The organism is Stenotrophomonas sp. YJH_SMC_4, from assembly GCF_059371575.1.
In genome coordinates, this window is sequence record NZ_JCAFUR010000024.1 from 37007 (window position 1) to 44881 (window position 7875).

Genomic DNA, 7875 nt, shown 5'->3' on the forward strand with positions numbered 1-7875 from the left:
CCGGGCACGTGCACCTGCCCGGGTAGATGCCAACCTTGGTTGGCACCCTCGGACCCATCATTCGCGCGCGAGCGTATCCAGCGACCAGCCGCCGGCATCCACGCGCAGCACCGAACCCTGCTCGTACCAGTCGCCCAGCACGATGCGGGTGCAGGCACGGCCACCGGCCTGCAGCGAATGGATCGCCGGGCGGTGGGTGTGGCCATGGATCATGGTGTTCACGCCGTGGCGCGCGAACGTGGCATCGACTTCGGACGGCGCCACGTCGGTGACGGTCTCGAACTGCGCGCGATCACCCTGTTTCATTTCCGACTGGCGGGCCTGGCTGGCTTCGCGCGCTTTCTGCGCGAACGCGATACGCGCTGCCAGCGGCTGTGACAGGAACTGTGCCTGGAACGCCGGGTCACGCGTCTGTGCACGGAACTGCTGGTAGGGAATGTCATCGGTGCACAGCAGGTCACCGTGCTGCAGCAGCACCGGGCGACCGTAGAGGTCGATCATGCACGGGTCGGGCAGGATGCGCAGGCCGGCACGGCGCGCGTAGTCCTCGCCAAGCAGGAAGTCACGGTTGCCGCGGATGAAGTACACCGGCACGCCGCTGTCGGACAGCACCTTCAGTGCATCGGCCACTGCGTCGGCGGCGGGCGAGGGCGTGTCGTCACCGATCCAGGCTTCGAACAGGTCGCCGAGGATGTACAGCGCATCGGCGCCGGGCGCCTGCTCGCGCAGGAAGCGCAGGAACAGGTCGGTGATCTCCGGACGGCTGGGGTCCAGGTGCAGGTCGGAAATGAACAACGTGGTCATGCGGGCATTCTAGGGCATCAACGATGACGGTAGCGCCGCCGGCATCGTGGGGATCAGATCCCTCTCCGAAGGAAAACGGATCTGACCCCGGGGGCTACACCGGCAACGGCAACCAGGCCAGGCTGGCCGAGGCCAGCCCGATGGCGATGCCGGTGGCGGCCAGCACGTCGGACGGGTAGTGCAGGCCGAGTACCACCCGCGACAGCGCCACGCCCGCGGTGAACGGCACCAGCAGTGGCGCCAGCCACGGGTAATAGGCCAGCGCCACGATGGTGAACGACACCGCGTGCAGGGTATGCCCGGAGGGGAAGCTGAACTCGTCCAGCGGTGCCACCCAGGCACGGATGCGCAGGTCGGCGGCATACGGGCGCGGGCGCCGGGTCCAGCGCTTGAGGCCCTTGTACAGCAACAGCGCGGCCAGGCCGGTGGCGGCCATGTGCACCGATGCGCGCAGGCCATCGAAGCCATCAAGCAGCACCAGGGCGCCCATCAGCACATACCAGAACACGCCATCACCGAGCCGGCTGATGACCGCGAACAGGCGGCGCACACGGCGGCGGCGGCAGTAGTGGTTGGCCCGCCGGCACAGGCGCGCTTCGCGGTCGGCCAGCAGTTCAAGCCGCGTTGTGCGCATGGCCGGTCCTCCGCGACTGGGCCAGTTCGGCCAGCAGGGCGTCGAATTCCGCCACCACCTGCTGCGGATGCAGGCGCTTCATGGCGCGTGCGGCGTTGCTGCCCAGCACGTGGCGCTGCGCGTCATCCGCGGCCAGTTGCACGGCCGCGTCGATGAACTGCTCGTCGTTGTCCACTGCGGCGCCATTCTCGCCATTGCGCAGGTACTCGCGCGCCGCGCCGTAGTCGAAGGCCACCGTTGCCACGCCGCTGGCCATGCTTTCAAGGGTCACGTTGCCGAAGGTCTCGCTGCGGCTGGGGAACAGGAACAGATCGCCGCTGGCGAAATGACGTGCAAGCGCATCGCCACGCTGGACGCCGCAGAAGATGAAGTCGGGATTTTCATGCGCCAGCTTTTCGCGGGCCGGGCCATCGCCCACCCACACGAAGCGGGCCTTCGGACGGATCTGCTGCAACCGACGGAAGGCCTTCACCGCCAGCCCGAGGTTCTTCTCCGCGGCGATGCGGCCGACATAGATCGCGACCAGGCCGTTGCCGTCCACGCCCCACTCTTCGCGCAGGGCAGGGTCACGACGGTTCGGATCGAACTGCTGGCTGTCGACCGCGCGCGCCAGCAGGCGCACGCGTTCGAAGCCCTGTTCGCCGAGGAACTGCTGCAGTTCGCGGGTGGGCACCAGGGTTGCATCGGCCTGGTTGTGGAAGCGGCGCATCCAGCGCATCGCGGCGGCCTGCAGCCAGGCCACGCCGTAGTCGGGCAGGTACTCGTCGAAGCGGGTGTGGAAGCCACTGGCCACCGGGATGCCGAGGCGCCGTGCGGTGCGCACCGCCGACCAGCCCAGCGGGCCTTCGGTGGCGACATAGACGGCATCCGGGCGTTGCTGCTGCCAATGGCGACCGAGCCGGATCGGTGCCGGCATGCCGAAGCGCAGGCCGGGGTAGCGCGGCAGGGCGGCGCCGGGAACCAACAGGGTGCCCGGTGCGGAGTCCAGCGCTTCGTTGGCCTGGCGGGGCCGGATCAGGTCGATCTCATGGCCGGAATTGCGCAGTCCCTGCTCCAGCCCCTGTACGGTGAGGGCAACGCCGTTCACTTCCGGCGGATAGGTCTCGGTGACGATGGCATAGCGCATGGCGGGCCTCCGGGTTTCCGGCATGCTCGGGCCTGGCGATGTAGCCGATGTGACCGCTTTGCGACCGGCAGATGACGCGGCCGGAAGCGTACGCCACCACGGCCCCGAAGGGCCGTGGTGGGCACCGTGCGTGGTGCGTGGATCAGAAGCGATGCTGGTACTTCATGTAGATGAAACGGCCGATGTCGAAGCCACCGTAGTAGGAGAAGTTGGCACTCGGCTGGCTGTACATGGCCGGGCCCTGGCGGCCGAACACGTTGTTGGCGCCGATTGAAACGGTGGCGTCCCACGGCAGGCTGTAGCGCGCCTGCACGTCATGGAAGGTGACCGATCCACGACGGTTGTAGTCGCGCGTACCGCTGAACCACGGCGCGCGCTGGTCGGGATGGGAACACTCGTTCGGATAATCCTCCGCACCCAGGCAGCGTTCCTTGACGGCGGAGAAGTAACGCAGGCCCCAGGTCAGGCCGAGGTTGCCATGCTCCCAGCCCAGCGACGCGTTGGAGCGCACGCGGAAGCCGATGCCGCCGTTGGTGGCAATGCCATTGCTGGGGATGGCCGGTACGCCGGCTTCGTTGGTGGTCTTCTCTTCGGCGTTGACCACATAGGTGGACTTCCAGTCAGCGCTCAACCTGCCCCAGCGGGTTTCGACCTTGTGGCCAATCTCCAGGTCGTAGCCTTCTGCCTGGCGGAAGCCGCTGTTGCGGTTGCCGAAGTTGAGTTTGTTGACGATGCCCAGCTCCGGGTCGCGGGTGAAGCTGCTGCAGCGCTCGGCAATACCCAGCTCGTAGCAGTCGCGAAGGATGTCGTTGGGATGGTCGGAGACGATGGTGTTGTCGATGCGGATCTTCCACCAGTCCAGTGCGATGTGAAGCCCTTCGGCGAACGTCGGGCTCCAGACCAGGCCCAGAGTGCGGCTGGTCGAAGTTTCCGGCTGCAGGTCGGGATTGGAGCCGTTGGTGAAGGGCAGGGGAGTCTGCCCACTGCTGCCGGTGATGGGTTCATTGCCCTGGCCGAGCTGGCGGTAGGTGTCGGCGTTGGCGATGTCGGCAGCACAGCGCGCGCGGACCTCGGCACTGCTCGCGGCTGCGCCATGGACTGTATCGCAGGGATCGCGGAAGCCGGTGGTGAACGTCTCCGAGCCGCCGCCGTACAGGTTGGCGATGGTCGGCGCACGGAAGCCCTGTGCCCAGGTGCCGCGGACCAGCAGCTGATCGATCGGCTTCCAGGTGAAGCCGAACTTGCTGTTGAGGGTTCCGCCGAAGGTGGAGTAGTCCGAGTACCGCGTCGCCGCGCTGAGGGTCAGCTCCCGGGCACCGGCGAGGTCGCGCAGCACCGGCACGCTCAGTTCCAAGTAGGCCTCGTCGACGCGGTAGCCGCCACCGGTGGGGCCTGCCGCCAGGTTGGTGGTGGCACCGGTCTGCGCAAGCGCATCGGGGATGAAGCGGCCGTCCTCGCGGCGGCTCTCGGCCCCCACGGCGAAGCCCAGCTCACCGGCGGGCAGGCTGGCAAGGCTGCCGCTGAGGTTGGCGAACAGGTTGCGGGTGGTGGTGCGGCCGCGGGTGAGTTCTTCCGGGAACAGCCAATCCTGGAGCTCCGTGTTGCCGGTCAGGCCATAGGGATCGTCCTGGCCATACGGAACCAGCGGGTTCCAGGGTTTGCAGCCTGCGATCGGCGCATCCGGCGTTCCGCATTCGACCTTGCCGGTTGCCGGGTTGTAGAACGAAGGACCGGTGGCATCGGCCACGCGCTGCTTGTGCAGGTTGCCAGTGGCACGTTGGGTCAGCTCACTGCGGTTGTACTGGTAACCCGCTTCCCAGTCGAAGTCGCGACCGCCGAATTCGAAGTTGCCCTCGAGTGCCGCGACGGCCTGCCAAGTGGTCAGATCGCTGGTGCTGACGCGAGGAATCTCCCAGGTACGACGGTTCCAGTGCACATCGCTGGGCGTGTCGTAGCCGTGATGGCTGCCGAACGGATTGAACCAGCTGTCGGCCGACATCGGGGTGATGCCGGCTGGGCCGGACTGGAAGGGATAGCCGGCAATCTGGCGAGTGGTGGTGCGCCGGTTGTAGGCCAGCTGGGTGTTGAAACGGACCTGGTCGTTCAGCTCCACGCGCGCATCGACGAAGATCGAATCGCGCTTGATCGGCGTCTGCAGATGCATCTGCTCGTTGCTGTTGCTGACATCACCGGTGAACGGTGTGTTGTCGCTGAGGTGGAAGCTGTCCGGCCCACCTGGCTGGCTGCCACGGTCGAGCGAGTAGCTGCAGCCCCGGCTGTTGCTGCAGCCGGGGCCCTTGAAGCCGGTGATGCGACCCCACTGGCCGACCGTGGTCCAGCCGTCATCCGCGTGGCCGTCGGTATAGGTATAGGCACTGAAGCCGCGGTCCCTGGCCCAGACGCCCTTTTCTTCGACATGCTCGGCAGCAACGCTGATGGAAGCACGGTCATTGGACCAGCCGGCAACCACGTCGTACTGGGTACGGGCACCGTCGCCTTCACTGTATTGGCCGTGATAGACGTTGGCGGTTACACCCTGAACGTTGCGCCGGGTGATGATGTTCACCACGCCGGCCATCGCGTCGGACCCGTAGATGGCCGAGGCACCGTCCTTGAGCACTTCCATGCGTTCCACCGCAGCGGCAGGAATGCTGGAGATGTCCTGAAAACCCGAAGTGGTCATGCCCAGCCGCTTGCCGTTGACCAGCACCAGGGTGCGCTGGGCACCGAGGCCACGCATGTTCACGTAGCTGCCGCCGGCGGCTTCGCCGGCGCTCAACGGGCTGGCGCGGCTCAATGCCGGGCTGCCGGTCGCGGTCAGGTTCTGCAGGATGTCGGCAACGGAGTTGAAGCCCTGTCGCTCGATGTCGGCGCGGCTGACGGTCAGCACCGGCTGTGCGGTTTCCAGGTCGACCTGGCGGATGCGTGAGCCGGTGATTTCGATGCGGTCCAGCGTGGTGGCTTCCGGTGCCTGCTGCGCGAGCGCTGGAACGGCCAGGGTTGTGGTCGCCGTGATTGCAAGCGCACGACGGATCGCCAGCCCCAGTGCGGGAATACGGATGGTCATGGGTGTCTCTCTCTCAGTCTTCGAAGTCTTCGGTGCGCAGCCAAGCGGGCCGCGCCAACGCCACCGCAGGCGGTGGTTGTTCGAACCTAGTGAAGGAGGAGAGGGAGAGGTATGGGGAAAGGACGAAATCGCCATGGAGCGGCATGACGCTTCCGCACAAACCGGAAGTGAATCAATCGATTGATCTGATCGACGGCGGAGCGATGGACGATGCACCCTCGACCCGACTCTGGACTGAAAGCGTCATGGCAATTGCAGGCAGCGACAACCTGCGCGGAAACAGAAAAGACCACGGCTCCGAAGGGCCGTGGTCGTAGAGCTTCAACAGCTTGTCGAACACGCGCGGAACAGGCCTATGGCGACGCGTCATGACGTGCCGCCCTGGCCGTAGGGATCAGGCCACGAACGGCCGGAACTGGATGCCCAGCCCGGCGATGCCGTCGGTCTCGCCGATCAGGTCGGCGCGGAGCAGCGGGCGCGCATCGATGAAGGCCTGCGGCACGATCAGCGACAGGCGGTTATCGTCCGCGGTCAATTCCAATGCCGGCAGCGGATCGTCCTCGTGGGCGCGGTTGAGCAGTACCGCCAGGCGCAGCAGGGCGGCCAACCGGCGTGCAGTCAGCAGCAGGCGCTCGGGCAGGGCGTCGAACGCGGTCTTGGTCACGCTGCGGCGATGGCTGCGTACCAGTGCGGCCAGCATCTGCTGCTCCTGCCGCGAGAAGCCGGCGATGTCCGAGTGTTCCAGCACGTAGCTGCCATGCACGTGGTAGCCGCTGTGGGCAATCATCAGGCCCAGCTCGTGCAGGCGCGCGGCCCAGCCGAGCATGCGTGCGTCGTCGGCATCGAGTTTCCAGCGCTCCTGCACCTGCTCCAGCAGCGACAGCGCGGTGTCCTGCACGCGGTCGGCCTGTACCGTGTCGATGCCGTAGCGCTGGCTGAGCGCGGCCACCGATTCGTCGCGCAGGTCGTTCTCACCGGCACGGCCGACGATGTCGTACAGGATGCCTTCGCGCATCGCCGCCTTGCTGACCAGCAGCTTCTGCAGGCCCAGGGCCTGGAAGGCGGCCTCCAGCACCAGGATGCCGCCGGCGATGATCGGGCGGCGGTCGCTGGACAGGCCCGGCAACTGGATGTCGTCGATCTTCTTGGCCTTCAGCAGCTCGTCGCGCAGCTGGGGCAGGGCCTCGGCGGTGATCGCGCCCTTGCTCAGCTTCATCGTCGCGCAGATCTCGCTGATTGCCTTGTGCGTGCCCGAAGATCCGAGCGCTTCCTGCCAGCCCAGTGCGCGGTACTTGCTGGCAAAGGGCTGGAACTCGCGGCCGATCTCGGCCAGCGCGTCCTTCCAGCGCTTCTTGCTCAGCTTGCCGCCGGGGAAGAAGCGGCGGGTGCTCGCGATGCAACCGGCCTGCAGGCTTTCACGCTCCAAGGTCTGCATGCCCATGCCGATGATGAATTCGGTGGAGCCGCCGCCGATGTCGATGACCAGCCGGCGCTGGCCGGGCTTGGGCGGTTGCGCGTGGGCCACGCCGAGGTAGATCAGGCGCGCTTCTTCGCGGCCACTGACCACTTCGATGGCATGCCCCAGCGCGGTTTCGGCCGGGACCAGGAACGACTGCGGCGAGCGCAGCTGGCGTACGGTGTTGGTCGCCAGCGCGCGTACCCGGTGCGGCGGCACATTGCGGATGCGCTGGCCGAAACGGGCCAGGCATTCCAGCGCGCGCTGCCGTGCGGCGGAAGAGAGCCCACCTTTGCCATCAAGGCCATCGGCCATGCGCACGGTCTCGCGCAGCCGGTCGATCACCCGCAGCTGGCCGAGCGTGTAGCGCGCGATGACCATGTGGAAACTATTGGAGCCAAGGTCGATGGCGGCCAGCAGGTCGCCATCCTGCAATGCGGGCGGAGTCGTAGTGGTATGCGGCATGGGCGAATGTTAGCCGAAGGGGCGGTGTGCTCGTCACCGCGCGGCCTTCACATTTTGGAAGAGGGGAGTGCGGCAGGGCTGCGCCCTGCACCCGCAGAGGCAACGTCAACGTCAACGTCAAAAGCGGTATCCGTGGGATGGCGGGGTGGATCCGGTTGCGGGGGACGCCGTGAACCCATCCTTGAAGTGACCCCCGGGAGTTGGACGTCAGATCCAACCCCGAGGGATACATGAACAGATACGACGCACGTTTCAAACTGCAGGTCGCCAAAGAGGCCTGCAAGACCTCCACATCGGTCAAAGCCATTGCCCGTCGCCACGGC

7 protein-coding genes are annotated in these 7875 nt (G+C 66.6%); 2 read left to right on the forward strand and 5 right to left on the reverse strand.

Annotated features, from left to right (window positions below):
- Window positions 1–57 precede the first annotated feature (57 nt).
- The 4 genes from lpxH to AC5P9F_RS19010 form a co-directional block, all read right to left on the reverse strand.
- Window positions 58–804 carry a UDP-2,3-diacylglucosamine diphosphatase gene (lpxH, locus tag AC5P9F_RS18995; RefSeq protein WP_099484793.1) on the reverse strand — a complete coding sequence of 249 codons (747 nt, stop codon included), beginning with the start codon at window positions 802–804 and terminating at the stop codon, window positions 58–60.
- A 94-nt stretch (window positions 805–898) separates the two neighbouring features.
- Window positions 899–1438, reverse strand: a complete 540-nt coding sequence (locus AC5P9F_RS19000; RefSeq protein ID WP_005408251.1) for a phosphatase PAP2 family protein — start codon at window positions 1436–1438, stop codon at window positions 899–901.
- Window positions 1419–2564 (reverse strand): glycosyltransferase family 4 protein, encoded by a 1146-nt coding sequence (locus AC5P9F_RS19005; protein ID WP_005408252.1) that lies wholly within the window; start codon window positions 2562–2564, stop codon window positions 1419–1421. Before AC5P9F_RS19005 ends, AC5P9F_RS19000 begins: the two co-directional genes overlap by 20 nt.
- A gap of 142 nt (window positions 2565–2706) precedes the next feature.
- Entirely contained in the window at window positions 2707–5631 is a 2925-nt protein-coding gene (locus AC5P9F_RS19010) for a TonB-dependent receptor plug domain-containing protein (protein ID WP_164225660.1), read from the reverse strand.
- A 143-nt stretch (window positions 5632–5774) separates the two neighbouring features.
- Between AC5P9F_RS19010 and AC5P9F_RS19015 the strand changes: the two genes are divergently transcribed.
- Window positions 5775–5948, forward strand: coding sequence for a hypothetical protein (locus AC5P9F_RS19015; RefSeq protein WP_164225659.1), 174 nt, complete (start codon window positions 5775–5777; stop codon window positions 5946–5948).
- 77 nt (window positions 5949–6025) lie between these two features.
- Here AC5P9F_RS19015 and ppx read toward each other — a convergent pair whose 3' ends face one another.
- The gene (gene ppx, locus AC5P9F_RS19020) at window positions 6026–7552 is read right to left on the reverse strand and encodes an exopolyphosphatase (protein WP_005408255.1); all 1527 of its coding nucleotides are present in this window, start codon (window positions 7550–7552) and stop codon (window positions 6026–6028) included.
- Window positions 7553–7782: 230 nt separating this feature from the next.
- Here ppx and AC5P9F_RS19025 point away from each other — a divergent pair.
- Window positions 7783–7875, forward strand: a 93-nt coding sequence (locus AC5P9F_RS19025; RefSeq protein ID WP_305099592.1) for a transposase, incomplete at its 3' end; no start/stop codon positions are given.